This window comes from Methanomassiliicoccaceae archaeon DOK (genome assembly GCA_009911715.1).
In the GTDB taxonomy this organism is placed as follows: Archaea; Thermoplasmatota; Thermoplasmata; order Methanomassiliicoccales; family Methanomethylophilaceae; genus Methanoprimaticola.
On record CP047880.1, the window covers coordinates 1,211,943 to 1,236,784 of the forward strand.

Genomic DNA, 24,842 nt, shown 5'->3' on the forward strand with positions numbered 1-24,842 from the left:
GGGGACACGTTAAAGGTTCCTCAGCTCCCCGACATGATCCTGTCCACCGCCCTGCCGATCCAGTCCCTCTCGGAGAGGGCGTGCTGGTGCATGTATGAGCCGATGGAGTTCCCCCTCACGAGGCCGTCCATTTTATCGGCGATGCCCTGGCCCCTCCTCACGGAGAAGCCGAACTCGGCGCCTCCCAGGGGGAATACGTCGGAGTAGTGGTACTCGTGGCCGCGGACAGTGCCGGAGAACGCCGGGTTAGACGGCTCCGCGTCGGCGATAACGTACGTGGGTCCGTGGCGGACGCCGGTCATCCTGGCCTCGGCGTCGAACACCCCGGCCATGGGATGGACCGCACCGTCCTTGTCGGTGATGGACCTGCACATGCTCATGAGACCACCGCACTCCCCGATGACCATCCTGCCGTTCCCGGCCTCGGCCCTGAGGCCCTCCAGGAAGTCTGTGTTGGCGGAGAGCATCTCCGCGTGGAGCTCGGGGTATCCCCCGCCCAGGTAGTAGAGGTCCGCGTCGGGAAGGGGATCGCCGTCAGTTGGGCGGAACGTGGTCACATCGAACCCGGAGGCCTCCAGGCACTCGATGTTCTCCCTGTAGTAGAAGCAGTACGAGTCGTCCATGGGGACCGCCGCCCTCAGGCCGCAGTCCCTCTGCGTGTACGGGGACGCGGTGGGCAGCTCCGACGGGCACGACTCGGCTATGTCGAGGACCCTGTCCAGGTCGATCGGCTCGGTGAGCTCCTGCAGGGGCGTGATCTCCCTCTCCGCGAAGCTCCTCAGAGTCTTGAGGCCCAGGTATCTCTGCTCCAGCGCCTTGTCCGGGTTCTTCGGGATCATCCCCACCAGCTGCACGTCTGGGCAATAGCGCTCCATTGCCGTGCGCAGCTTGTCGCTGTGCTGCCTCCCGGACACGTTGTTCAGAATGACGCCGGCGATGCGGACGTCGGGGTCGAAGGCCCTGAAGCCGTTGACGATCGCCGCGGCGCTCCTGGTGAGCGAGCGGGCGTCGATGATGAGGATCACCGGGAAACCCAGGAGCTTGGCGAGGTACGCGGTGGAGCCTATGTCCTCATCCCCCCTCAGGCCCTCGTAGAGGCCCCTGACGCCCTCCACGACGCATATGTCGGCGTCCCTGGACGCGTACCCCACCAGGTTGCGGATGGTGCCGTCGTCCATCAGGAAGGAGTCGAGGTTCCTCGACCTCCTGCCGGTGGCGGCGGTGTGGTACATGGGGTCGATGAAGTCGGGGCCGGCCTTGAACGCCTGGACCGTCATTGACTTGGACAGCCTGGACATGAGCCCCGTGGTGATGGACGTCTTGCCGACGCCGCTGCCCGTGCCGGCCAGGACCACGCCCTTCATTCCAGCATCTCCCTCAGCGTGTCCGCCGTCTCCAGCGGGACGATGGAGTGGGCGCCCATGACCATGGTGTGGGAGGAGATCTCCCCTACCGCCCAGCGGCACCCCTGGTTGAGATAGTTTGCCAGCTGCCTGGGCTGGTCCGTGATGAGGATGTCGTCCTCCCCCATGCCGGGGTATGCGTGGCATATCCCCAGGATGATCGTGAGGTCTGGTCCGAACCCGTCCACGGCCTCCTTCATCCTGTCGCCGACGATGGCGTACTCGTCGAGCCCGCCGATCAGCCTGTCGATGGTGACACCCTTGGATGCCAGGTCGGCGGTGATCTCGGCGCAGTAGTTCCTGATCCTCGGGAGTCCCTTGTCGGGCTCCATGTTGGCGACGAACAGCGTCTCCCCTCCGAGCCTCCTCCTGGCACGGTCCACCGCCTCGAACATGTCCGCGAAGCGGTAGGCCAGCTCCTTCTTGGCGTCCATGACCACCGCGACCCTGCCGCCTCCGGAGAGGACGTCGACTATCCTCCTGCACACGTGCATCTTCGTGGGGCTCACGGCGGGCTGGATGTAGTCCTTCGAGGCCATGCCGACGTTCTTCTCCAGCCTGGTGGCCGCCTTCATCAGAGATATCTGGCGGTCGCACTCCTCCTTGTCGATGACGTCGGCGTCCCTGGCGGCCTCGAGGGCCCTGATGGCCCCGCGGGTGTTGTCGCCCATGCACCCGTGGCAGTCCACAGGAAACACGTTGGCGTCGATGCCGGCGCGCTTTATCGATTTGGCCATGTCCTCGCCGATGATCATGCTGGCACATGTCCCGACGACGGCCACGGTCCTCGGGTGGAACTTCTCCTCCACCTGCCTGAGCGTGTTGATGAGGGGCTCCTCCCCTCCGAACACCAGGTCGTTGTCCCTCATGCCGGAGGTGACGACCCTCACGTTGGCGTCCTCCAGAGGCCTGGATGCCATGAAGCAGCAGCCTGACGGCCCGTGCTCCACGATGACGTCCACGTCCATGTCGCGCAGCGTGTACATCGCGGCGACTATGGGGTTCGGACGGGGATGGATGACGTTCCTCACTGGTAGCCCTCCTTGACGAACTCGATCAGGAGCCTCACGTCAGACGGAATCCCGGGCCTCTCGCCGTCGCCCCTGGTTATGACCAGCGGGACGCCGTGCTCCGCCACCACCCTCTCGATCTGGTCCCTGTCCAGCTTGTCGCAGACCTTCCTGCTCACCGGGTCCAGGAGGACCATGGCACCGTCAAGGGCGCCCATCTCGCCGAGGCACTCCAGCGTCCTGCCGATGGAGATGTGGGATATCCCGGGGTTCCTCTCACGGACCACGGTCCTCCCGTCCTCGTACAGGATCTCGCCCCTCCCGGGGACGCCCCTGAACGTCTCCAGGGACCTCAGCACGGACTCCCTCGGGACGCCCATCCTGTGGCAGACCTCCAGCGCGAGATCCATGGCCCCGATGTACTCGGTGGCGATGTACGAGCCGTCCAGCGTGACCTCCGACTCGCCGTCGTAGTCGACGCTCACCCTGAGCCCCTCGCCCAGGGCGGGCCTGGACAGGACCCTGACCCTTCCGCCGTAGCCGACGAGGCCGTCGTGGTACTGTGACCAGAACTCCCTCTCCGACTCCAGGACTATGTTCGTCCCGCGGTCGGTGAAGACGTCCCTCTTAGCCTCGGACGCTTTGAAAGTGTTCTTCGCGATTCCGTAGTCCTCGACAAGGTTGGTGATGCAGGCGATGTCCGCCTTCCCGGACCCTCCGAGGGACACCTCGCACACGACCGCGTCGTAGTCGCCGGCGGCCAGGGTCATCAGATAGGGCGGCGCGATGCTGACCTTCCTGTCGATGCGGTGGCCGTCATCGGCCCATGGGCCCTCGCCCCTGGACGAGTGCAGCAGCACGGTCCTCCCCGAGTCGTGGAGCATCTTGGATATGAGGTAGCAGGCGCTGGTCTTGCCCTTCACACCGGTGACCTCGATCCTGAACCTGGTGTCGTCGATGAACCTCTTGACGTCCTGGCTGAACGTGACGATCTCCCCGGGCTCAGCGTCTCCGATGAACCTCCTCGGGCAGTGCTTCGGCATCACCGTCATGTCGTACCTCCCGGCTGGAGTGGTGTCCGCGACCCTGATGTCGTAGGCCGCCAGCTCGTCCTTCTTGGACTGGGGGCAGATGCCGTAGACGTCCACACATGTGACGTCGTCCCCCTCCGCCTGGTGCCTCCTGGCCAGGAGGTCTCCCCCGTGCACCATGTCGAGAACGAGTACGCGCATGGTATCACTGGTACTTCCTGAGCTTCTCGACCAGGACGTCGCACAGCCTGGGGTCGGCCCCCACGGGGACCGCGTACTTGAGCTCGACCTCGCGGCCGTTCCTCCTCACGATGCCGCCGTCGGAGAAGTCCTCGATGCCGAGCTTCCCGGGAACGTCCATCATGAGGTGCTTCCCCAGCGAGATGAACAGGGGGAGGGCGATGATCTCCTCGGCCCCGTCGTCGATCATCACGGGGATCACGTCCTCGATCTTGGGCTCGTTGAACTCGTTGTAGCCGACGTAGACCTTTCCGTAGCCCCTCTCCTCGAGACGCCTGGCGTTGAGCTCCACGACGCTTGAGTTGAAGTCCAGCCTGGACCCGTGCCCCATCACGATGACCCTGGTGTCCTTGCCGGGGGTCCTGAGTTCCTCGATCCTCTCCGCCAGGATGTCCGTCAGGTTGGGGTCCTCCCCGAAGGGCTGGTCGATGATGACGTGGACCTGCTTCCCCTCGATCTCGACGGTGCCGTCCGTGCAGTTCCTGGGGAGCCCGAAGTGCTTCATGGGGATGTCCCTGGTGACGTGGAGGCCAGAGGCCACGAAGAACGGGAGGACTATGATCTCGTCGAAACCGTCCTCCACCATCTCCTCCGCGGTCTCCCTGATGGAGGGGATGGAGAACTCGTTGAACCCGACGTAGACGTCCTCGAATCCCTTGGTCCTGAGCAGGTCGGCCTGCATCTCCAGGACCCCTTTGTTGTATGCCATCGTCGAGCCGTGGCCGGCTATCATGATTCCAGTCTTGGTCATCTCATTCACCCTCGAATCTCATTCCGCCCGAGCTGTCCTCGGACGCGGCCAGCAGCTTGTCCGCCAGCTCCCTGTAGGATGCGGCCATGTCGGAGTCGGGCTCCCCCTGGACCACGGTCATGCCCCTGTCCTCGCACCTCTGCACGGCGGGGTCCCTGGGCAGCCTGTGGATCACGGAGGTCCCCATCTCCCCGGCAGCCCTGTCGACGAGCTCGTCCTCGTCCTTCACCCCGCGGGAGTTCTGTATCAGGCCTCCGAGCCTTGCGTAGCCGTCGTGCGTGAGGTCGTTGACCGCGTAGGCGATGTTGCTGGCGGCGTAGAGGGCCATCATCTCACCCGAGGTGACGACGAACACGTCCCTGGCGTAGCCGTTCCTGATCGGCATGGCGAAGCCTCCGCACACGACGTCGCCGAGGACGTCGTAGAGGATCACGTCCGGCTTGTAGACGCCGATCATGTCTAGTTCCTCCAGCTGCTCGAACGCCGCGATGATACCGCGGCCGGCGCATCCAACCCCGGGCCTGGGCCCTCCGCACTCGACGCAGAGCACCCCTCCCCTCCCCTCGAAGACTATGTCCTCGAGCTCGGGGTCCGGGTTGTCCCTCATCGTCTCCAGGACGGTGGGGATCCTGCGCCCGGCGACCATCCTGGTGGAGTCGGCCTTGGGGTCGCATCCTATCTGTATAACCTTCAGTCCGCGGCCGGCCAGGGCGGCGGAGACGTTCCCGACGGTGGTCGACTTGCCTATGCCGCCCTTGCCGTAAACCGCGATTCTGCGCATGGACGATGATTGTGGGTTTCACATTAATACTTTTACTCACAAAAATAACACGCCATTTTCTATTCACCTGTATACAAGGATGGACACGGATTTAGATAGGCTACATCGTTCCGGAGGCATGGACGCACCGAGGACCAACCCCGACCTGTACGCCTGGGAGACGAACGCCGAGTACTGGGACGACTACATGGGGGACGAATCCAACGTCTACCACCGCGAACTGGTGAGGCTGGCCGTCACCGAGCTGCTCGACCCCTCGCCCAGCGAGAGGATCCTGGACATCGCCTGCGGCAACGGGAACTACTCGGCGTTCCTGGCGGACATGGGGGCGGCCGTCACGGCCGTGGACTTCAGCCCGAGGATGGTCTCGTTGGCCGGATCACGCAGGAACGTGAACGGGAGGAGGATAGACTTCCGCGTCGCGGACGCCTGCGACGAGGATGACCTCATGTCCCTGTCCGTTCCGGGCGGGTACGACGGCGCCGTCTGCAACATGGCCGTCATGGACATGAACGATTTGGACGTGTTGATGCGCTGCGTCCACCGCCTCCTGGCCGACGGCGGAGCGTTCGTGTTCTCCACCCAGCACCCGTGCTTCGTCACCCTCACCGAGAGGTACCTCACCGGCCACTCCTACGAGGGCGACGCCCTCCCGGGACAGCCTGTGAGACAGAACTACCACCACCGCTCACTCCAGGACCTTCTCATACCATGCTTCCGCGCCGGGTTCTCCGTGGACGGGCTCCGCGAGACCGGTCTGCCGGGCAGAGAGACGCCGGAGATTCTGATAGTCCGCCTCAGGAAGGCGTAACAATATCTGCCCCGACGACCATCGGCGGTCCGATAACATGGTTCCCGAGAACTTCAAGATGGCCTCCTCCCGCGGGGACGAGGAGCTCAACTGCTACAGGTGGATGCCCGCCGGCGAGCCCGTGGCTGCGCTGCAGATCGTCCATGGCATGACGGAGCACATACTCAGGTACTCCGACTTCGCGGGGTTCCTGACGGAAAGGGGTTTCGCGGTCTACGGCCACGACCACCTCGGTCACGGAGGCACATCGGAGGAGAAGGGGTTCATCGCCGAGGAGCATGGGGACGACATGCTGGTGTCGGACATGGCCAGGGTCAACGCCAGGATGATGGACGACCTGCCCGGGATCCCGCACTTCGTCATGGGGCACAGCATGGGCTCATTCGTGACTCGCAGGTTCCTCACCGTACATGGGGATGATGTGGACGCCGCCGTCATAATGGGAACCGGGCAGCAGGCGGGGTACCAGGTCTCGCTGGCCCTCACGATGGCCAAGCTGCTCTGCATGGTGAAGGGCAACCACCACAAGAGCCAGATGCTCAACGACCTCGTGTTCGGGAACTACAGCAAGAGGTTCGACGCCCCGGACCTCCCCAACAGGTGGCTGGCCGCCAACCCCGAGGCCCTGAAGGCGTACGATGCCGACCCAGACTGCGGCTTCCAGTTCACCGACGCCGCCTACCGCGACCTGTTCACGATGATCCGCAGGATCGAGAAGAAGGAGGGGTTCGACCGCATACCCAGGAACCTCCCGGTTCTCTTCGTCTCCGGAGCTGACGACCCGGTCGGCGACTTCGGAAAGGGTGTCGAGAAGGCGGCCGACGGCCTCAGAGGAATCGGGCTGTCCCCGGAAGTGAAGTTGTACCCCGGCATGAGACACGAGATCCTGAACGAGGCCGACCACGCCCAGGTCTACGATGACATCGCGGCATGGCTGGAGCGGAGAATCGGATGAGCCAGACTATCGGTTTCGACCGGTGCCCTCTGTCAGATTCATTCGGTCTGTTCTGACGTCGTGACGGACACTGGGGGCAATGGACGCCCATGCGCACATGCTACCTGACAGCGTGTCCTTCGTTCCGGTTGCGTCTCCGGTATACGACCGCGGGATCAGATGCGCCTGTACCAGAAGACGCCCCAGCATCTGCACGGTGCACCGCAGATGGGGCAGTCGTGCCCCTCCGGGGAGTCGACCATCTGGTTCCAGTATCCCTGAATCGCCACCGTCTCCTTGAGGCCCAGCCTCTCGAGGACCTTGGCGATGTTGGTCACGCCGAGGATGTTCTTCCATGCCATGGCGCACACGATACCGCATCCGCGGGCCTTCATCTCGTCTACGCACCTGCGGCCCAGCTCCGTCCCGATGCCCTTGCCCTTGAAGTCGGCGGACACCGCGACGGAGTCCAGCAGGCCCGTCAGCGGCGTGGACATGACCATGTCCCTCTCCGGGCAGTCCGGAAGCATGAGCTTCTCCCCCTCCAGCTCCGGCCCGAACACCTGGCAGATGGAGAATCCGGCGACCCTGCCGTCCTCCTCTGCGACGACGCAGAACTGTCCAGGGTCGGACATCGCATCCTCGAAATCTCCATCGTCGAGATAGTCGACACCAAGCTGAAGCTTGGAGATCACCACAGCCTCCGGTATGTCGGAGGCCCTCAGCATCCTGTATTCCGTCAAAGACCCAGCTCCCTGAATAGTTCGTCCCTCTCGCCTTCGGTCAGGTCCCTGTACTTCCCTGTCGGCAGGTCGCCGAGCTCGATGTTCATGACCCTCACCCTCTTCAGCTCCAGGACGGTGTATCCGAAATGCCCGCACATCCTCCTTATCTGGCGGTTGAGACCCTGCTTCAGGACGATCCTGAACTCCCTGTCACCGGTCCTCTCGACGAGGCATTTCTTGGTGACCCTGTCCAGGATGGGCACTCCGTTGGACATCCCGCTAACGAACTCGTCGGTGACCCTGCGGTCCACCTTGACGACGTACTCCTTCTCGTGTTCGGCCCTCGACCTCATGATACTGTTGGCGAGCTCGCCGTTGTTGGTCATGATCAGCAGACCCTCGGAGTCCTTGTCCAGACGTCCGACGGAGTAGATGCGTTCGGGATACCCTATGAAATCGATTATGTTGTCGGGATCGTCCGGGTTCGAGGTGCAGGTGAGCCCCCTTGGCTTGTTGAAGGCCAGGATGACGTCCCCCTTCCTGGTTCCGACCGGCTTCCCGTCCACGGCCACGACATCCCCCTCCGAGACCCTGTCCCCGAGGACCGCGACCCTGCCGTTGATGGTCACCCTCCCCTCCTCCACCAGCCTGTCGGCCGCACGGCGGGAAGCCACGCCGGCCTCGCTGATGTACTTGTTGAGACGGGTACCCTCTGGCATGGCCATCGGCAACGGGCGCAACTCCCTTAAAACTGCCGATGACTCCTGTAGTTACCAGAACACCATGATTTCCCTGAGCCGTTCCTATTCTCACCGATTTTCAGGCATTTGTTCAAATATCACCTCAGAAGACAGGCCCATGGGCTGGCAGGGGACGGAACGCTGCCGGGTCGAGAGAGAACCGCTGACCTCCGAATCCGTCATCACATCCTCAGGTCAACGGTCCCGGGAACACACCTGTCGGCCCACCTTTCTTCGATAATATGTTGTTCTGATTGTGACGTCAGAAGTTGGATGTATATGCCAACTATTAAATATCCACAGATGCTCGTAGATTCGGGCCGCCGGAAATCATTGCATGGCACGCACGATTAGGACACCACCGACCACATGTACTTCACCCGTACAGCTTCCGTTGTCAGGCGGCCCTTCTACCATACCGATATATCGGTAGCCGTGATTTCCCAACCATGGCCCTATTCTCCAGGAAACCCACAGGACCGGTCAAGGTCACCAGGATCGGAATGCACTGGGACACCGAGGACCCGTTCATCTTCGCCTCGCACCACGAGGACGACTACCCCGCAGGCAACAGGCAGCAGGCCCCTCCCCTGCAGGAGATCGGCGGCAGGGACCTGGGCAGGGACTACGAGAAGAGACTCGGGTACAGGATGTACCACGGTAAGGTCGTGCCCGGGTTCCCCATGCACGCGCACTGGGGGTACGAGACCATCACCCTGGCGGAGGTGGGATACGTCGACCACTTCGACAACATGGGGATCGAGGGCAGGTTCGGATTCGGGGACGTGCAGTGGGTCTGCGCCTCGTCCAGATACAGCCACTGCGAGATGTACCCCCTGGCGGACCAGGAGAACAGGAACCCCAACGACATCACGCAGATAATGCTGAACCTTCCCAACGAAATGAAGAACGGGGAGAACTCCGTGAGGACCGTGTGGGCCTCTGATGTGAAGAAGGCATCCGGCGACGGATGGACCGCCAAGGTCATCTGCGGCAGCTTCGGAGGGGTCTCCGCCACATCGCCGGGCTCACTGTCCTGGTCCCACGGAGATAACGGCGTGAGGATAATCAGGTTCTCGATGGATCCAGGCTCCGAACTCGTAATCGACCCGTCCCTCGACAGCACCGCCAGGAACCTGTACTTCGTGTCCGGAAAGGACGCCGTCATCATGGGCGTTCCCGTGGAGGCGGGGAACAGGGTGAAGATCCTGGAGAACACAGATGTCACCGTAATGAACGGGGACGAGCCGTCTGTCCTCTGGCTTCTGGAGGGACGTCCTATCGGACAGAAGATGGCCTCGTTCGGACCCGTATATCTGCCTACGCTGAAGGATGTCCGTGCGGGACTTGATGAGATCAGGTTGAACGAGTACCACGAGTGGCCCTGGGGAGTCATCGACCGTGCTCAGCCCGTCGGCACCGGCAGGTTCATAAGATATCCTGAGGGGACAGAGTCCAGGCCTCCGGAGTGACTCGGAATCAATGCATGACGTATGTCTCCAAATAACCTGCATCGAAATCATGCCCATCGGATACATGGGTAGTGGATTTTGGCCACCTGAACTTAAAAGAGACACTGTGCGCACATATTGATCCGTAAATCTGACGGTTCGAGGCGATAGAACGTCAACCGCGCATCTGGACAAGTTTCTGAACCTTGGTCCCGAACTCCTCCAGCCTCGAGATCTTCGCCTCTATCAGGTCCACACAGTCCTCATCGCAAAGCAGGATGACATCCCTGCCCATCAGGCACTCGGACATGCAGGACTCGAACCCGTCGAAGACGTAGTCCACAGGGACGCCGCTCTCTGGCAGGAGCGAGCGGACCATGCACCCGTATAGCCCCAGGCGGATCTCCGTGCCGCCTAGCATCTCCACCGCATGGTCGACCATCGGGGGCTCCAGACGGTCGGACACCGGCACGATGACGAACCTCCCCTTGGGACCGGAGGCCATCTTGGAGACCAGCTGCGTCTCGGTCCTCGGATAAGGCGCCTCCTCCACACCGCGCATGTCGCACAGGCTCTTGTTGATCAGGAACATCGACGGCTGCACCACTCCGGTCATGTACACCTGGACGGGATCCGAGTAGAACTCCTCCGACGGTCCGGAGTATATGAGATGACCCATCCTGAGTACGTGGATCTCGTCGGCCCAGGCGTAGGCCAGGTCCACGTCGTGCGTGGAGATGACCACCGTCGTCCCGGCGTGATGCAGCTGCTCGGCGAGCTCCATGAGCTCGAGGGCCATCTGCGGGTCGAGTCCGGCTGTGGGCTCGTCCATCACCAGGACCTCCGGGTCCATGGCCAGTGCTCCGGCGAGGGCCAGCCTCTTCCTCTGGCCGTAGGACAGCTTCATCGTGTTCCTGTCCCTGAGATCGTCCAGTCCCACGAGGCGGAGCGCCCTGTCGACCCTGCGTGACACCTCCTCCGGCGGAAGACCGAGGTTGGATGGACCGTACGTGACATCCTCCTCGACCGTCTGTCCGAAGATCTGGTCATCCGGGTTCTGGAGAACCACGCTGACCCTGGACCTCAGCTTCCTGAGCGCCTTCCTCCGGTAGGAGAACGGCTCCCCCTCGAACATGACCTTCCCTCCCGCGGGCTCGAAGACCCCGTTGAAGTGATAGAATAGCGTAGACTTCCCGGCACCGTTGGCACCGAGGATCACCGTCTTCACGCCCTTCCTGATCCTGACGCTGACCTCGCTCAGGGAGTCGCGGTCGTTTCCGGCGTAGCGGTAGCAGAGGCCTACCGTCTCTATGATGTTCTCGGATGTCATCGGACCACCTCCGGCGCGCGTCCGAACCTGGAGAGCTCGGACACCCTGCGCCTGACGACGTCCACCAGTTCCGGATCGCAGTAGAGCACGGTGTCGTTGCCCTGCATGGCGCTGAGGCAGCACCCCTCCACGGCGTTGAAGTATATGTCGGCCCTGAGGCCCCTCTCCTTGAACGCCTTCCTGGTCCTGAAACCGTAGACTCCCACGCGCAGACCCTCGTCCTCCCTGTCCAGGTCCCCCGACTCCGGAGAGGACTTGACGCGGAGGCTGCCGAACACCGCCTCCGGCGGGGAGAGCTTCGCCAGGAGCTGGCTGTTGGTCCTGGGGTACGGCGCCTCCGGCTGCCCGCGGATGGCCTCCAGCGAGCGGTTCACCGAGAACGTGTGCGGAAGGGTGAGGCCGGCGAGGGCCACGGAGTCCCTGTCGTTGAAGAACTGCTCGGGCTCCCCGGAGTAGACCAGGGTCCCGTGGCGCAGGACGTGGATCTCCTCCGCCCATGCGTAGGCGAGGTCCACGTCGTGCGTCGAGATTATGACCGTTGTCCCGGCGAGGCACATCTGGTCCACGAGCTCCATGACCTCCTGGGACATCTGAGGGTCGAGCCCGGCTGTGGGCTCGTCGAGGATCAGCACCTTGGGCTCCATGGCCAGCGCGCCGGCGATGGCGACCCTCTTCTTCTGACCGAAGGACAGCTGCGTGGTCGGACGGTACCTGTAGTCCTCCATGCCGACCTTGAACAGGCTGTCCCTGATCCTCGCCTCGACGATGTCCGGATGGAGGTTCAGGTTCATGGGCCCGAAGGCCACATCCTCCTCCACGGTGGATGAGAAGATCTGCTCGTCGGGGTTCTGGACCACGACGGCGACGTCCTCCCTGAGCTCGAAGAGGTGCTCCTTCTGGTAGCTCATGGGTATGCCCCTGTAGAACAGCTCCCCCTCCGTCGGCTTGAAGACGCCGTTGAAGTGGTAGAAAAGGGTGGACTTGCCTGCGCCGTTGGCGCCGAGGATGACGGTCCTGACCCCTTCACGGATCCCGAGGGAGACGTTTTTCAGGGAGGCGTTGCCCCCGTTCCTCGAACCGTAGACGTAGGTGACGTCCCTCGCCTCTAGAATGTACTTGAAATCCATGCTCACACCCCGAACGCCAGTCCCGCGAAGTCGATTACCCCCTCGGTGTACGTCCCGAGGACGTACAGCAGGGCGAACACCGCGACTGCAGCCGCGACCCATCCGACACCCGCCCTCTGCGGGCGGTTCCAGATGGGGAAGTACCCGCGGTAGCCCCTGCACTCCAGGGACACCTGGGCCTTGTCGGCCATGTTCATCGATGACGTGAATATTCCGACAGCGATCGAAGCGATCGTCTTCATGGAGCGCTTGAACCCGCTGAATCCGAGCCTGCTGTTGGCCGCGCTCCACATTGTGTCCATCCTCTCGAGGAGGAGGAACGCGTAGCGGTAGATCAGAACCACGATCTCGCATATCTCGTCGGGGATCCTGATCTGCCTGAGGGCCTGCGCCAGATGCGGGATGGGCGTCGACGTGGCGAAGGCCATCATCACAGTGATTCCGGCTACCGCCCTTATCATGACCAGCCACGCCTGGTTGAAGCTGTCGGCCGTCATGTACAGGTCGAGCCAGAGGAAGTCGGCCCTCCAGATGCAGGGCTGCGACGTGTCGCCGTTGATGGATATGATTCCGCAGGCGACTATCAGAATGAGTATGGCCTCGCCGATGGCGACTCCGAGCATGAAGGGTATCCTCATGTTCGTGGAGTACGCCATCAGGGCGAGGCCGATGGCCAGCACCGCCAGGGCAGTGACGACCGAGTCCGTCATCACGTTGGCGATGAGGACCACGATGACCAGAAGGAGCTTCCCCAGCGGTGCCCAGTTAAGCATCCTAGAGCTGTACGCCAGCGCGTCCATCTGAATGTGCTCGGACGCGCCCGATCCGCTTGAAAGCCCCATGGCCATAGGTTTCACCTGTAGTAGTACTTCTCCGTCTGAGCGGGGGCGGGCTCGGAGACGGGCTCGGCGCTGGTCTGGACCTTCTTGGATCCGCCGTTGCCGCCGACCTCCCTCTGCTCCCTCTCGCTCTTGTTCTTGGTGTACCTTCCGATGAAGAAGCCGATGATGATCGCGCCGATCGCGGCCTGGAGGGCGAACAGCATGCTCTCGGTCTCTCCGGGAAGCTCGTAGCTGCCCCAGATTCCGGACCACCAGGGCACGTAGTCGTCACCGACGATGCCTCCGGCGGCGTCGTCCGCGCCACCGAACCCGAATCCGTTGGCGTTGCCGTATGCAAGGATGGCGATGACGGCGATGGCGATCACGATGAAGCCGGCGACGTAGATTGTCTTGGACTTCTTGGAGCCGGACTCGTTGACGGCGACGGCCTCCTTCCTGGGGAATATGATTCCGCCAGCGGTCTCGAAGACCTCGGGCTTGTTGTTCAGCAGGTACGTGGCGAACATGTAGAACAGGATTCCCTCGATGATGGAGAGGGGGATCTGTGTGATGGCGAATGTCGTCATGAACTCGGAGAATCCTCCCCAGTTCAGGGACATCTGGACTGCTGTGCACACGTATGTGAGCAGGTCCGCGATGATCGCGGCGCCCAGCATGCTGACGGGGATGCTGGCGCCAGCCTTCCTCATGACGTTCCAGATGATGACTCCGCAGAACGGTCCGAATATACCCATGGAGAACACGTTGGCCCCCAGGGTGGTCAGGCCGCCATGGGCGAGCAGGATGGCCTGGAAGATCAGAACGATCAGGGCCAGGAACGAAGTCGCGCTGACTCCGTACAGGACGGCGGAGAGGCCGGTTCCCGTGGGATGTGAGCTCGAGCCTGTGGCGGACGGCAGTTTGAGTGACGAGAGCAGGAAGATGAACGCACCGGCGAGTGCGACGGTCATCTTCTGCTCGGGGTGCTCGCGCATCAGCTTCACTATCGCCCTCGCACCGAACACGATGAAGGGGATTGCGAGAATGAACCAGACGGCGCACCAAATAGGATCTAGGTATCCTTCCATTATGTGCATAGATTCACCTTCTAATGCCCGGAGGTCTCCCGACTTCCGGACGAGCCGCGGTCATTTCCGCTACCAATAGGAATTGGATGATGATACCAACTCGGGGTATTTATTGATTGGGATGATGCATCCAACTCATTTTTACGATAAAGGGTCGTTTCCGACGTATTCCAGAACTTTTCAATAAAAATCGATTTAATTAGACCAGACATCAGGGACGCAACTGGTTCGGAACATGTGCGGAAACATGATTTCGAAGTGAAAATTGATATTTAAAGTACCTTACCCCGGTATAGCTATATGGACACAAACTGAATTTGTATCCATGCGGAGCGCGAATAATTGGTGGATAGAATTTCCCGCCTTTCGGCGGGTAATGGGTTTCAGCCCTTGTAGTAAATCATGGAGTTGCAGATGGTGGCCGCGATGTTGGAGCCCCCCTTCCTGCCCTTGGGCACGATGAAGGGTACGTCACGTTCCATCACCATCTCCTTCGACTCCACCACGTTGACGAATCCGACGGGCGCGCCTATGATGAGGGCGGGCCTCACCTCGCCAGCATCGATGAGCTCGCAAAGCCTGACCAGAGCCGTGGGGGCGTTCCCGATGGCGAAGATGACGGGCTTCTCCCTGGCGATCTCGGCCCCGCGCTCCATGCACACGGTGGCACGGGTGCATCCGCGCTCCTTGGCCTCTGCCACGACGTCGTCGTCGCTGATGAAGCAGTGCACCTTCCCGCCGAACGCCGCGAGCTTCTTCTTGTTGATCCCCGCTGCGGCCATCTTGGTGTCGGTGACGATGTCCGCCCCGTTCCTGATGGCCTGGACGCCGATGTTGGCCGCGTCCTCGGAGAACGTCAGGTTGTCGGCGTAGTCGAAGTCCGCCGAGGTGTGGATGCACCTCTTGACGATGGAGAACTGCGGCTCGGGCCAGGTCCTGCCGTTGAGCTCCGAGGTTATGATCTGCATGCTGCGCTTCTCGATGTCCTCGGGTTTGACGAATTCCAATGTCATCTCAATCACTTCCGATTCTGTATCCTCTGGGTGTGATCATCCTGCCGTTCGACACGTACGTCTGGGAGTTCCCTATGATTACAATGGAGAACATGTCCACATCCGCCTTGTCCAGGTCACCTAATGTGGTCACCTGCTTGCTCTCGTCCTCCCTGCCGGCGTTCCTCACGATTCCGACCGGGGTCTCCGCAGAGCGGTGTTTTAGAAGTATGTTTCTTGCATCGTTGAGGTACTCTGTCCTCGTCTTGCTCTTGGGGTTGTAAAGACACACGACAAAGTCGCCCTCTCCGGCGCACTCGACCCTCTTCATGATCAGGTCGATGGGCGTCATGAGGTCGGAGAGGCTGATGATGGCTATGTCGTGCATCAGGGGGGCTCCCAGGACCGAGGCGGCCGTGGATGCGGCCGTCATCCCGGGCACGGTGTCTATGGTTATGTCGGCGCCCATCTCGTCCGCCAGCTGGTACACAATGCCTGCCATCCCGTAGATGCCAGAATCGCCGCTGGACACGATGGCCACATCCTTTCCGGACGTGGCGTCCTCGATGGCCATCCTGCACCTCTCGACCTCCTTCATCATGCCGGTCGCCTTGTACTCCTTGTCCGGGAAAATGGGCTTCAGCATGTTGACGTAGGTAGTGTAGCCGGTGACGACGTCGGCGTCCTGTATGACCTGTGCGGCCTTAAACGTCATGTGCTCGTGTCCGCCGGGCCCGAAGCCGACCACATGGAGACTTCCCTTCGGCAAGGTCACTCCACCCCCTTGCGGAACTCGGTTGTGAAGTGCTTGTCGTAGAGCTTGGAGAGCTCGTACTCGTCGCCGAGGAAGTCCCCGATCACGGTGAGGGCAGTCTTCTTGATGCCCGCGTCCTTCACCTTCTGGGCGATGTCCTGGAGCGTGCCTGTGACGATCTTCTGGTCGGGCCATGTCGCCTTGTACACGACGGCAACGGGGGTTGTGGGCTCGTAGCCCCCCTCCTCGAGCTGCCTGACCATCTCGTCCATGAAACCGATGGAGAGGAAGATGACCATCGAGGCGTGGTGCCTCGCCAGATCGGGGAGCTTCTCTCCGGGCGGCATAGGGGTCCTGCCCTCCATCCTGGTCAGGATGACGGTCTGGCTCTTGCCGGGCATGGTGTACTCCCTGTTGAGCACTGCGGCCGTGCCCAGGAAGGAGGACACGCCGGGGATGACCTCGTACTCGATGCCGAGCTCGTCCAGCCTGTCCATCTGCTCCCTGTGGGCGCCGTATATCGCCGGATCGCCGGTGTGCACGCGGACGCATTTCTTGCCCTCCTTCTCGGCTTTCTCCATGACCTCGATGACCTCGTCCAGGTCCATGAGGGCGCTGTTGTAGATCTTCGCCCCGTCCTTGTGACCGGACAGCACCTCCGGGTTCACCAGGGAACCTGCGTAGATGATCACGTCGGCCCCGTCGATGAGCCTCTTGCCCTTCAGTGTCAGCAGCTCGGGGTCACCGGGACCCGCACCAATGAATGAAATCATGACTTGTCACCCCTTCTTCTTGATAATGACCGTGGTGAAGTAGCCGTAGTCCCTGTCGCGGACCATCGGGCCGACATACTCGCCCTCCATGCCGACGTTGCTGACGACCGTGGCCCTGTCCGCCGGGATCCCCTTGGACTCCATCATGTCCAGGATCATGCCGATCGACTTGAACGCCTTCATGACGACGATGTTGTCAAAATTGTCCAGGGCGTCTTCCAGGAGCCTGGAGTTCTCCTTGGCCACGGGGACGATCGCAAGCCCCTCGTTGCCAATCATGAGCGGGATGCCGGCCAATGCGGCGCCGTGGCAGAACGACGGGATGCCGGGGATGACCTCCGTCTCGTATCCTCTGGCCCTTATGTCCCTGTCTATGTACATGTAGGTGCTGTAGACACCCACGTCGCCCAGGGTCACCATGGCGATATCCTCCCCGTTGTCCAAGAGCATGCACATCTTGTCCAGCGCCTCCGCGCGGCACCTCTCCCTGACGGAGTCGTCAGGGTCCATGCTGAAGAGGAACTCCTCGATACTCTTCTCGGAGATGTCAACCACCGGTTTGATTATGTCGAGGGCGACACTGCCCTCTCCGGGCCTCTTCACCGGGTATGCGATCACGCCGCATCCCTCAAGGACCTCTTTCGCCCTGAGCGTCATGAGCCCGGTGTCACCGGGTCCGACGCCAATGCCGTACAGCTTGCCAGCCATTGTCTACGCTCCTTTTTGGTCGAGTTGGCATAGTAACCCAACTATTATAAGTTGGCGGATGTATCCAATCAACATCCTCCATATGCTGTATTAATATGGAGACACCGGTTGGTGGACACAGATGACAGGATACCCGGAGCTCTACACCTACGTGAACAACAAGAAAATGAGGAGAGGCCACACCACCGGGACGTGCGCCGCCGCGGCATCCAAGGCGGCCGCGGAGGCGATCCTCACGCAGAGCCCCGTTTCATCCGTGATCATACACACCCCCAAGGGAATCACGCTAGACCTGCCCGTGGAGGACCTGACCTTCGATTCCGCGCACGCAAGATGTGCAGTGAGGAAGGACGGAGGAGATGACATAGACGCCACGCACGGCGCCCTGGTCTACTCGGATGTCACGCTCACGGACTCCGGGATCGACATCGACGGCGGTGTCGGCGTCGGACGTGTGACACGCAAGGGGCTCGACCAGCCCCCCGGCAACGCGGCCATCAACAGGGTCCCCCGCAGCATGATAAGGGAGGCTCTAGAGGACGTGGCCTCCGCATGCTCCTATGGAGGGGGGTTCTCAGCGGTGATATCCGTCCCGGACGGCGAGGGCATCGCGGCAAAAACATTCAATCCGCGCCTGGGGATAACGGGAGGCATATCCATACTGGGCACCAGCGGGATCGTCGAGCCCATGAGCGAGACCGCCCTCATCGACACCGTCAAGACTGAGATGAACATGCGCGCCGCTTCGGGCGACAGGGTGCTCCTGGTGGTCCCCGGAAACTACGGGAAGGACTTCAGCGACAACATCCCCGGGATCGATTCCGACTTCGCCGTGAAGTGCAGCAACTTCGTCGGCGAGATGCTGGACCATGCTTGCGAGCTCGGCACGGACGTGGTCCTGGTCTCGAACCTCGGCAAGGCCGTGAAGCTCGCCGCCGGGATCATGAACACCCACTCCAGGAACGCGGATGCCAGGATGGAGATCCTGGCCTCCAACGCGGCGATCGCCGGTGCGGACATCCAGACCGTGCTCAGGATCCTTGAGTGCATATCCACGGATGACGCGCTGGAGGTCATCGACTCCGCGGGGCTCGTCCCGAAGGTCTCCGAACTGCTGATGGAGAAGATAGAGTTCCACATGAACCACCGCACTGGTGGCGCGATAAGGACATCCGCCGTGGTGTTCTCGTCAGTCTACGGGCTCCTGGGCAAGACGTCCCTGGCCGATTCCATGCTTGACGAGGTCAGGGAGGAGATCGGGAGGGACGGCGCATGAGGATAGACATCGTCGCGTTCTCCACCAACGGATGCGCCACGGCCCTCAGAGTCGGTGAAGTGCTCCGGGGGGAGGACGTGAGACTGTTCAGCAAGACCTCGTCTGACAGCCTCGGGATCGAGAGGATAGAGGGAAGCGTCCGCGAATGGACGGGACGGGCGTTCGGAGAGTGCGACGCCATCGTCTTCGTCGGGGCCACCGGCATCGCCGTCAGGCACATCGCACCCTTCATCCGGAGCAAGGACAGCGACCCTGCGGTCGTCTGCATGGACGAGCACGGCAGATGGGCGATCGCCCTGCTCTCGGGCCACATCGGAGGCTGCAACCTGCTGACCCAGAGGATAGCGGACGGCATCGGGGCCGAACCGATCGTCACGACGGCGACCGACCTGAACGGGAAGTTCTCCGTGGACACGTTCGCCGTCAGGAACGGCCTGAGGATCTCGTCCCTCGGGACCGCCAAGGAGGTGTCCGCAAGGGTGCTGGACGGGAGGTTCGTCGGGTTCCACAGCGACATCCCAGTCGAAGGGGAGTTCCCGGACGGGATATCCCCCGCCGACTCTGGCGAGTTCGGGGTCTGCGTCTCCTTCGATCCGGAGAGGAGGCCGTTCGACACGACGCTCAACCTGGTCCCCATGGACATCGTGCTCGGAGTCGGCTGCAGGCGCGGCACCGACCCGGATAAGCTCAGGGGGTTCGTCGTAAAACAGCTGGAGGCCCTGGGCGTGTGCCCCGAGAGGGTCGCCGCGGTCGCCAGCATCGACATCAAGGAGGACGAGGAGGCGGTACTGTGGCTGGCCCGCGACCTCCGCGTCCCATCCAGGTTCTACTCCTCGGAGGAGCTCAACTCGCTCCCGGGGGAGTTCACATCCTCGCAGTTCGTGCGGCACGTCACAGACGTGGACTGCGTCTGCGAGCGCTCCGCCGCGATGGCGTCGGGCGGAAACCGTTTCCTGCTCAGGAAGACGGCCGAGGACGGCATGACCGTCGCGGTCTGCTCCCGTGAGATCACACCGAGGTTCGTTTGAAATGAAGGACGTTTTCATCTTCTCAGGCACCACAGAGGGAAGGACGCTGGCCAGATGGCTGGCGTCCAAGGGCGTCATGGTCCACGTCAGGGTGGCGACCGACTACGGCGCGGAGGTAATGGAGTCGGACGACAACATCGACGTGCAGGTCGGAAGCTGCGGCGGAGCCGAGGGCATCGCCAGGGTGATCTCCGAGAACATGTACGAGATCGTCGTCGACGCCACCCACCCGTACGCCACGACAGTGTCGAAGCACATACGCGAAGGCTGCCAGCAGGCCGGAGCCGAGTACATCAGACTGAGACGGGAGGACTCGAACGTGTCCGCGGATTCGGACATCGTGACGGTCGACTCGGTCGCGGACGCGGTCGAGTATCTGAAGGACAGGGAAGGCGTCATCCTCGCGGCAACCGGCTCCAAGGAGCTGGACAGGTACACCGCCATCCCCGATTACAGGGACAGGGTCGTGGCCAGGGTCCTCTCCACCATGGATTCCGTGAAGAGGGCCGCGGAGCTGGGCTTCGAGGGCAGGAACCTCATCTGCGCCCAGGGACCGTTCAGCGAGGACGTCAACTACGCCACCCTGAGACAGATCGGCGCCAGATACCTTGTCACCAAGGACTCCGGGACCGTCGGCGGCTACGAGGAGAAGGTCCGCGCCGCACGCAGGGCCGGGGTCACAGTCGTCCTGGTCAGGAAGCCGGACGACTCGGGATACCCCTACGGAGAAGTCGTCTCCATGCTCGAGCAGAGGCTCGGCATCCCACACGAGGGGCCCGGACTGGCCCCTGTGGAAAGGAGGAGCGTGCTGCTGGTCGGGATAGGCATGGGACCCGGCGACATGACCGTCCGCGCGTCGGAGAAGGTCAGGGAGGCGGACCTGCTGGTCGGCGCCAGACGCATGCTGGAGGCCGTCGACACCAGCGGGAAGGACGTCCTGTCGGAGTACAGGTCGGACGTCATCGTCGACTACCTCGACTCCCATCCGGAGTACGGCAGGATCGCCGTGCTCCTGTCCGGCGACATCGGATTCTACAGCGGCGCGAAGGGCCTGCTGTCCAAGCTGGACAGATCCAAATACGAAGTGGAGACGGAGGCGGGGATATCGTCCGCCGTGTATCTGTGCTCCAAGATCGGAGAGACCTGGCAGGACGCCTACCTCACCAGCGCCCACGGCAGGGAGTCGAACATCGTCGGACTCGTGAACACCCGCCCCAAGGTGTTCACCCTCCTCTCGGGGGAGGACACCGTCCACGCCATGTGCAGGCAGCTCTTCGACTACGGGCTCAACGACGTGACCGTCACGGTCGGTCAGGACTTCGGATACCCAACCGAGAGGATCTTCTCCGGGACGCCGTCGGAATGCCTCGACAACAGCTTCGGGGACCTGTGCGTGGCCCTGATCGTCAACGGGAACCCGGACACCAGGAACCCCGTGGGCATTCCGGACGAGGAGTTCACACGCGGCGACGCGCCGATGACCAAGAGCGAGGTCAGGGTCCTGTCCGTGGCGAAGCTTAAGCTGTCCCCAGACTCCGTCGTGTACGACGTCGGCGCGGGTACCGGCTCCGTGTCGGTGGAGATGGCCCTCACCGCGTACGAGGGGAAGGTGTACGCGATAGAGAGGGAAGACGTCGCCGCCGACCTCATCGAGATCAACAAGAGGAAGTTCAAAGCATCCAACATCGAGGTCGTCAGAGGCCTCGCACCGGATGCCATGGAGGGGCTGCCCGCACCGACGCACGCGTTCATCGGCGGTTCCGCAGGCAACCTGAAGGAGATCGTCCAGTGCCTCCTGGGGAAGAACCCGGACGTCAGGATCGCCATCAACTCCGTCACGGTCGAGACCATGTCCGAGACGCTTCAGGTCATCAAGGACCTCGGGCTCGTGGAGGAGGAGCTGGTGAACGTCACCGTCGCGAGGTCCAGACGCCTGGGGAGGTACCATCTCATGACCGGACAGAACCCCGTGTACATCGCGGTGGTGAGGGGCAGATGAGCCTCCCCCGCTTCATGATCGCCGCCCCCGCCAGCGGATCGGGGAAGACCCTCGTCACCTGCGGGATCCTGCAGGCGCTGGTCAACAGGGACATGAAAGTCGCCTCGTTCAAGTGCGGCCCCGACTACATCGACCCCATGTTCCACTCAAGGGTCATCGGCGCCAGGTCGAAGAACCTGGACGCATTCTTCTGCGACGACCCCACGCTGAGGTACCTCTTCGGCAGGACGGCGGAGACCTGCGACATCTCCGTGGTCGAAGGCGTGATGGGGTTCTACGACGGCATAAGCATCCTCAGCTCCGAGGCCAGCTCATACGACGTCTCGCAGAGGCTGGACATCCCCGTCGTCCTGCTCCTCAACTGCAGGGGCGCCAGCATGTCCGTGCTCCCGATGCTGAAGGGGTTCCTGGAGTTCAGACCCAACAACATCAGAGGGGTGATCTTCAACAACATGTCCCAGAGGGTGTACGAGACCATCGCCCCGGCCGCCAGGGAGATGGGCGTGGAGCCCATAGGGTACGTCCCCAAGGTCTCGGACCTCGTGCTGGAGAGCAGGCACCTCGGCCTCGTGCTGCCCTCGGAGATCGAAGAGCTGAAGGACAAGCTCAACAGGCTCGCGGATGTTCTGGAGGGGACCCTCGACATCGACCTGCTCGTTAGGATCGCCTCCCAGGCGCCAGACCTGCGGTACGAGGCCCCCGCGGTCAGGAGGATAGATGGTGATGTCAGGATCGGCCTCGCCGACGACGACACGTTCTGCTTCACGTACGAGGACAACGTGGAGCTCCTGGAGAGATGCGGTGCGGAGATCGTCAGGTTCTCGCCGATGCGCGATCCCGTCCTCCCGGACGTGGACGGGATCGTCCTCTCGGGCGGATACCCCGAACTCCACTGCGAGGAGCTGGAGTCCAACAGGACGATGATGGAAGACATCCGGTCCAAAGTCCTGGGCGGCATGCCCTGCATCGCCGAGTGCGGCGGGTTCATGTACCTCCACGAGAGGATGGAGGACAAGGACGGCGTGATGCACGGGATGTGCGGCGTCATCCCCGGAGAGGTGAGGAACACCGGGAGGCTGTCCAGGTTCGGATACGCAACGTTCAGCCCCCTGAGGGACGACGGCGTGACGAAGGGCGGCCTCTCGGTCAAGGGTCACGAGTTCCACTACTGGGACAGCGACAACTGCGGATCTGACTGGAAGGCTGTGAAGACCGGCGGAAGGGAGTACACATGCCTGCACGACACGGGCACAATGCTGGCGGGGTACCCCCATCTGTACTACTACTCCAATCCGGAGTTCGCGACCAGGTTCATGGAGAGATGCCTGGAGTATAGGAACCGCAGGACCACGATATGACAGGTCCAGATTCAGCCATTGACGATCCGACAATTTCATGACAACAATTGGCATGACTTGTCGTTGATTTGACAATGGACCGTGGTTGAAAAATGGGGGCATGGAGCCCCCTGCATTCTTTTTTCAGAGATCGATCGGAACGGCCTCTGCCAGCTCCTTGTCGGTCTTGGAGACGATCCACCAGAACGGCCTGGCGGCTGAGGAGCAGTCGTCCCCGTACGAAGACACCGCGAAGTACCTGACGTCGGAGAACAGCGATTCCAGGACCCTGACGAAGCCGTCCTGGCCGTTCTCCATCAGATACCTCCTCACATCCTTGTCCTTGAGCTGTGGGCTCACGATGTCACTCTTCGTGGCGACGACGGCCATGGGGACGTCCGACACCTTGTTCGGACTTGATCCCGTGATCTGCGAGAACATGAAGTGGAAGGACTCGAACACATCCATCGGTGTGGAGCCCTTCCTCTGCCTGGTGAGAGACATGGGGTCGAACGCGAAGACGATGCCGTCGGTGTAGGTGTAGTACTCCTCGAAGAGCGCCTTCCCCTCCCTGGGCTCGAACTCCTGTCCAGAGATGTCGTTGATCAGCAGCTCCTTGTCCTGCATGGTCCTGGACCTCAGGAAGAGGCACTCGCTGTCCAGCTCTCCGGGAGCCGTCTTCGGGGCGACGTCCTTGGCGATGATGGCCTGCCTGGAGATCCCGGGTGTCACTGCCTCGACGGAGACGTCCCTGGTCCTGGCCATCTTCGTGATGGTGTCGACCGCAGCCAGCATCATCGTGGTCTTTCCAGAGCCGACCGCACCGACCATCGCGACGGAGACTGGCATGGCCTCCCTTGTCTCGATGTCCGCCCCGCAGTAGGGGCAAATTGTCCTGAGTCCGGACCTCTTCCCGGATGTGCATGGGATCTCGTGGCCGTTGTTGCACACGTGGTTCTTGTAACCGTACTCGTTGGGAACCGGGTAGTCCAGGTCCAGACCGCACTTGCACTTGACCTTGGGCCTGACGAAGTTCCTCTTGCACTTCGGACAGACGGCGAACTGGGTCGACTTCTCGTACTCCTTCCCCTCGCGCTTCGCTGCGGATTTGATCCTGGCGCCGATCGCGAGCCTGACCACCACATAGGGGATTATCAGGAACAGCGTCATGAACAGCGACCACATTGCATAGAAGGGCAGCAGGACGATCGGAACGATCGCCAGAGGCTTGGACTTCTCCCAGCACGCCGTGATGAGCCCCCATGGGGCGGCGATGCACCTGGCTGCCGAGTTGGGTCTGTGGGTCCAGAGGTACTGGGCAGGATTGGAGGTCCCCTTGCAGTCGAGGGACGGCTTCGTGACCATCCCCAGTGCGGCCAGGACGAATCCGACAACGACCAGCACGAGCTCTATCATCTTCAGAGTGTCCGCGTCGTCGGTGATCAGACCGCCGACCAGGGACACGAAGGAGTCGTAGAGGTTGGTGAACGCCCCTGCGAACTCCCCGAGGTCGATCCCCAGCTCCCCTCCGTGGGGCATGAAGAGGAACATGGAGACGACACCCGTATCCATGAGGTTCTGCACCGTCAGCAGCAGCGACAGCGCAGAGTAAATGAGTGCAATACCGAAGACGACCCCCACGATCGCCTTGTTCATCCCGTTCATTGCCAGGGGATATGGATACTGATTTTATTTTGCTATCGGGGGGCCGTCCTGAAGACGCGAGATGACA

General features: G+C 62.1%; 23 protein-coding genes. 7 read left to right on the forward strand and 16 right to left on the reverse strand.

The window, feature by feature from the left end; all coding sequences use genetic code 11:
• Nucleotides 1–20: 20 nt before the first annotated feature.
• The 5 genes from cobB to JS82_06200 are packed head-to-tail and all read right to left on the reverse strand — an operon-like array spanning nt 21 to nt 5,216.
• The gene (gene cobB, locus JS82_06180; protein QHK17718.1) at nt 21–1,364 is read right to left on the reverse strand and encodes a hydrogenobyrinic acid a,c-diamide synthase (glutamine-hydrolyzing); all 1,344 of its coding nucleotides are present in this window, start codon (nt 1,362–1,364) and stop codon (nt 21–23) included.
• On the reverse strand, nt 1,361–2,434 hold the full coding sequence (cfbD, locus tag JS82_06185) for a Ni-sirohydrochlorin a,c-diamide reductive cyclase catalytic subunit (GenBank protein QHK17719.1): 1,074 nt from the start codon (nt 2,432–2,434) through the stop codon (nt 1,361–1,363). Before cfbD ends, cobB begins: the two co-directional genes overlap by 4 nt.
• Nucleotides 2,431–3,645: a coenzyme F430 synthase gene (gene cfbE, locus JS82_06190; GenBank protein ID QHK17720.1), complete on the reverse strand. Its 1,215-nt coding sequence runs from the start codon at nt 3,643–3,645 to the stop codon at nt 2,431–2,433. Before cfbE ends, cfbD begins: the two co-directional genes overlap by 4 nt.
• Nucleotides 3,646–3,649: 4 nt before the next feature.
• Nucleotides 3,650–4,435: a hypothetical protein gene (locus JS82_06195; GenBank protein QHK17721.1), complete on the reverse strand. Its 786-nt coding sequence runs from the start codon at nt 4,433–4,435 to the stop codon at nt 3,650–3,652.
• Between the two features lies 1 nt (nt 4,436).
• On the reverse strand, nt 4,437–5,216 hold the full coding sequence (locus JS82_06200) for an AAA family ATPase (protein ID QHK17722.1): 780 nt from the start codon (nt 5,214–5,216) through the stop codon (nt 4,437–4,439).
• Between the two features lie 118 nt (nt 5,217–5,334).
• Between JS82_06200 and JS82_06205 the strand changes: the two genes are divergently transcribed.
• On the forward strand, nt 5,335–6,027 hold the full coding sequence (locus tag JS82_06205) for a methyltransferase domain-containing protein (protein QHK17723.1): 693 nt from the start codon (nt 5,335–5,337) through the stop codon (nt 6,025–6,027).
• Nucleotides 6,028–6,064: 37 nt separating this feature from the next.
• A complete protein-coding gene (locus tag JS82_06210; protein ID QHK17724.1) occupies nt 6,065–6,982 on the forward strand; it encodes an alpha/beta fold hydrolase in 918 nt (305 codons plus the stop codon).
• A gap of 155 nt (nt 6,983–7,137) precedes the next feature.
• Here JS82_06210 and JS82_06215 read toward each other — a convergent pair whose 3' ends face one another.
• Nucleotides 7,138–7,704 (reverse strand): GNAT family N-acetyltransferase, encoded by a 567-nt coding sequence (locus JS82_06215; protein ID QHK17725.1) that lies wholly within the window; start codon nt 7,702–7,704, stop codon nt 7,138–7,140.
• Entirely contained in the window at nt 7,701–8,405 is a 705-nt protein-coding gene (locus JS82_06220) for a pseudouridine synthase (protein QHK17726.1), read from the reverse strand. Before JS82_06220 ends, JS82_06215 begins: the two co-directional genes overlap by 4 nt.
• Nucleotides 8,406–8,875: 470 nt before the next feature.
• On the opposite strand from JS82_06220, the gene JS82_06225 reads away from it, so the two are divergent.
• On the forward strand, nt 8,876–9,898 hold the full coding sequence (locus tag JS82_06225; protein QHK17727.1) for a pirin family protein: 1,023 nt from the start codon (nt 8,876–8,878) through the stop codon (nt 9,896–9,898).
• 154 nt (nt 9,899–10,052) lie between these two features.
• Here JS82_06225 and JS82_06230 read toward each other — a convergent pair whose 3' ends face one another.
• From JS82_06230 to cobI, 8 genes are all read right to left on the reverse strand, one after another.
• Nucleotides 10,053–11,207: an ATP-binding cassette domain-containing protein gene (locus tag JS82_06230; protein QHK17728.1), complete on the reverse strand. Its 1,155-nt coding sequence runs from the start codon at nt 11,205–11,207 to the stop codon at nt 10,053–10,055.
• Nucleotides 11,204–12,334: an ATP-binding cassette domain-containing protein gene (locus JS82_06235; GenBank protein ID QHK17729.1), complete on the reverse strand. Its 1,131-nt coding sequence runs from the start codon at nt 12,332–12,334 to the stop codon at nt 11,204–11,206. Before JS82_06235 ends, JS82_06230 begins: the two co-directional genes overlap by 4 nt.
• A 2-nt stretch (nt 12,335–12,336) precedes the next feature.
• Nucleotides 12,337–13,182, reverse strand: a complete 846-nt coding sequence (locus JS82_06240; protein ID QHK17730.1) for a hypothetical protein — start codon at nt 13,180–13,182, stop codon at nt 12,337–12,339.
• 5 nt (nt 13,183–13,187) lie between these two features.
• Nucleotides 13,188–14,252 (reverse strand): energy-coupling factor ABC transporter permease, encoded by a 1,065-nt coding sequence (locus JS82_06245; GenBank protein ID QHK17731.1) that lies wholly within the window; start codon nt 14,250–14,252, stop codon nt 13,188–13,190.
• Nucleotides 14,253–14,626: 374 nt separating this feature from the next.
• The gene (gene cbiC, locus JS82_06250) at nt 14,627–15,262 is read right to left on the reverse strand and encodes a precorrin-8X methylmutase (GenBank protein QHK18418.1); all 636 of its coding nucleotides are present in this window, start codon (nt 15,260–15,262) and stop codon (nt 14,627–14,629) included.
• Nucleotides 15,258–16,004: a precorrin-3B C(17)-methyltransferase gene (gene cobJ, locus JS82_06255; GenBank protein QHK17732.1), complete on the reverse strand. Its 747-nt coding sequence runs from the start codon at nt 16,002–16,004 to the stop codon at nt 15,258–15,260. The genes cbiC and cobJ overlap by 5 nt, the downstream gene beginning before the upstream one ends.
• A gap of 2 nt (nt 16,005–16,006) precedes the next feature.
• Entirely contained in the window at nt 16,007–16,762 is a 756-nt protein-coding gene (gene cobM / locus JS82_06260; GenBank protein ID QHK17733.1) for a precorrin-4 C(11)-methyltransferase, read from the reverse strand.
• A 6-nt stretch (nt 16,763–16,768) separates the two neighbouring features.
• Entirely contained in the window at nt 16,769–17,470 is a 702-nt protein-coding gene (gene cobI / locus JS82_06265) for a precorrin-2 C(20)-methyltransferase (protein QHK17734.1), read from the reverse strand.
• A gap of 121 nt (nt 17,471–17,591) precedes the next feature.
• On the opposite strand from cobI, the gene cbiD reads away from it, so the two are divergent.
• Genes cbiD through JS82_06285 form a run of 4 tightly spaced genes read left to right on the forward strand, consistent with a single transcriptional unit; the run spans nt 17,592 to nt 23,131 of the window.
• On the forward strand, nt 17,592–18,746 hold the full coding sequence (cbiD, locus tag JS82_06270; protein QHK17735.1) for a cobalamin biosynthesis protein CbiD: 1,155 nt from the start codon (nt 17,592–17,594) through the stop codon (nt 18,744–18,746).
• Entirely contained in the window at nt 18,743–19,774 is a 1,032-nt protein-coding gene (locus tag JS82_06275; GenBank protein QHK17736.1) for a cobalamin biosynthesis protein CbiG, read from the forward strand. The genes cbiD and JS82_06275 overlap by 4 nt, the downstream gene beginning before the upstream one ends.
• A gap of 1 nt (nt 19,775) precedes the next feature.
• The gene (gene cobK, locus JS82_06280; protein QHK17737.1) at nt 19,776–21,773 is read left to right on the forward strand and encodes a precorrin-6A reductase; all 1,998 of its coding nucleotides are present in this window, start codon (nt 19,776–19,778) and stop codon (nt 21,771–21,773) included.
• A complete protein-coding gene (locus JS82_06285) occupies nt 21,770–23,131 on the forward strand; it encodes a cobyrinate a,c-diamide synthase (GenBank protein QHK17738.1) in 1,362 nt (453 codons plus the stop codon). Before cobK ends, JS82_06285 begins: the two co-directional genes overlap by 4 nt.
• A gap of 123 nt (nt 23,132–23,254) precedes the next feature.
• Here the strand turns inward: JS82_06285 and JS82_06290 are convergent, their stop codons facing one another.
• Nucleotides 23,255–24,775 carry a hypothetical protein gene (locus tag JS82_06290; GenBank protein ID QHK17739.1) on the reverse strand — a complete coding sequence of 507 codons (1,521 nt, stop codon included), beginning with the start codon at nt 24,773–24,775 and terminating at the stop codon, nt 23,255–23,257.
• Nucleotides 24,776–24,842: the final 67 nt, after the last annotated feature.

Coding starts and splice junctions, on each gene's coding strand:
- cobB (QHK17718.1), bottom strand. CDS start 1,364: ATGAAGGGCGTGGTCCTGGCCGGCACGGGCAGCGGCGTCGGCAAGACG.
- cfbE (QHK17720.1), bottom strand. CDS start 3,645: ATGCGCGTACTCGTTCTCGACATGGTGCACGGGGGAGACCTCCTGGCC.
- JS82_06195 (QHK17721.1), bottom strand. CDS start 4,435: ATGACCAAGACTGGAATCATGATAGCCGGCCACGGCTCGACGATGGCA.
- JS82_06200 (QHK17722.1), bottom strand. CDS start 5,216: ATGCGCAGAATCGCGGTTTACGGCAAGGGCGGCATAGGCAAGTCGACC.
- JS82_06205 (QHK17723.1), top strand. CDS start 5,335: ATGGACGCACCGAGGACCAACCCCGACCTGTACGCCTGGGAGACGAAC.
- JS82_06210 (QHK17724.1), top strand. CDS start 6,065: ATGGTTCCCGAGAACTTCAAGATGGCCTCCTCCCGCGGGGACGAGGAG.
- JS82_06220 (QHK17726.1), bottom strand. CDS start 8,405: ATGCCAGAGGGTACCCGTCTCAACAAGTACATCAGCGAGGCCGGCGTG.
- JS82_06225 (QHK17727.1), top strand. CDS start 8,876: ATGGCCCTATTCTCCAGGAAACCCACAGGACCGGTCAAGGTCACCAGG.
- JS82_06230 (QHK17728.1), bottom strand. CDS start 11,207: ATGACATCCGAGAACATCATAGAGACGGTAGGCCTCTGCTACCGCTAC.
- JS82_06235 (QHK17729.1), bottom strand. CDS start 12,334: ATGGATTTCAAGTACATTCTAGAGGCGAGGGACGTCACCTACGTCTAC.
- JS82_06240 (QHK17730.1), bottom strand. CDS start 13,182: ATGGCCATGGGGCTTTCAAGCGGATCGGGCGCGTCCGAGCACATTCAG.
- JS82_06245 (QHK17731.1), bottom strand. CDS start 14,252: ATGCACATAATGGAAGGATACCTAGATCCTATTTGGTGCGCCGTCTGG.
- cobM (QHK17733.1), bottom strand. CDS start 16,762: ATGATTTCATTCATTGGTGCGGGTCCCGGTGACCCCGAGCTGCTGACA.
- cobI (QHK17734.1), bottom strand. CDS start 17,470: ATGGCTGGCAAGCTGTACGGCATTGGCGTCGGACCCGGTGACACCGGG.
- cbiD (QHK17735.1), top strand. CDS start 17,592: ATGACAGGATACCCGGAGCTCTACACCTACGTGAACAACAAGAAAATG.
- JS82_06275 (QHK17736.1), top strand. CDS start 18,743: ATGAGGATAGACATCGTCGCGTTCTCCACCAACGGATGCGCCACGGCC.
- cobK (QHK17737.1), top strand. CDS start 19,776: ATGAAGGACGTTTTCATCTTCTCAGGCACCACAGAGGGAAGGACGCTG.
- JS82_06285 (QHK17738.1), top strand. CDS start 21,770: ATGAGCCTCCCCCGCTTCATGATCGCCGCCCCCGCCAGCGGATCGGGG.
- JS82_06290 (QHK17739.1), bottom strand. CDS start 24,775: ATGAACGGGATGAACAAGGCGATCGTGGGGGTCGTCTTCGGTATTGCA.